The organism is Lactobacillus sp. UMNPBX17 (assembly GCF_002553735.1).
In the GTDB taxonomy this organism is placed as follows: Bacteria; Bacillota; Bacilli; order Lactobacillales; family Lactobacillaceae; genus Lactobacillus; species Lactobacillus gallinarum.
The window spans coordinates 1-785 of the sequence record NZ_PCYT01000163.1; the positions used below are offsets into that span (position 1 = coordinate 1).

1 protein-coding gene is annotated in these 785 nt (G+C 39.1%); it reads right to left on the reverse strand.

Translation table 11 applies throughout. The features are described 5' to 3' along the window. A partial coding sequence (locus tag CP368_RS10115) for an IS30 family transposase (protein ID WP_098046063.1) occupies nt 1-785 on the reverse strand: 785 nt, incomplete at both ends.

Here is a 785-nt window from a genome sequence, read left to right on the forward strand (position 1 = left end):
AATTCTCTTTCAAAAATTTCATCTGGTGTATGATATGCCAATATTTTTCTTGGTAGCGAATTGCACCAGGTTTCAATGTCAATGATTTCCTGAAGAGAATAGTTATTGATGTAATCACCCTTAGGAATGAATCTGCGAATGAGCCCATTATGTCTTTCAACAGTGCCTTTATCGCAAGAAGTATATGGATGGGCGTAATAGACTAAGGTATTAGATACTTCCTCTAGATTGGAAAGATCCGCAAACTCTGAACCATTGTCAGTTGTAATTGTCTTGAAGATTTCATTCCAGTGCTCACTATACTGCTTATGTAGAGTTTGAAAAGCGCTCATAACACTGGCAGCTGTCTTGTCTGGAATACGCAAGATTAGAAACTCACGGCTCATTCGCTCAGACAAAGTTAGCAGTACTTGATCATCTCTAGTCTTATGTCCTAAGACTAGGTCGCATTCCCAGTGACCAAACTCTTTTCGATCATTAATCTCTTTAGGGCGTTCTTCAATGCTTCGACCTAATTTCTTCTTGTTCTTATGAACACGATGAATTTTAGTATTACGCTTTAACTTCTCAGGCAAATCAGAGTTTCTGATAGCCAACAAGCCTTGATCTACATAGTTATATAGAGTTCTAGTGCAGACTATCTGGTCGCTGCTAAATTCACCCACAGCCAAGCAGCGATTGGCACATACATCAAGTGACCAATTGTCTTCAAAGAAATGCTTATTGACATACTTGATAAAGTCAGATTTCTTCAAGAAGTCTGATTTGCGACCACAGTGGCGTCG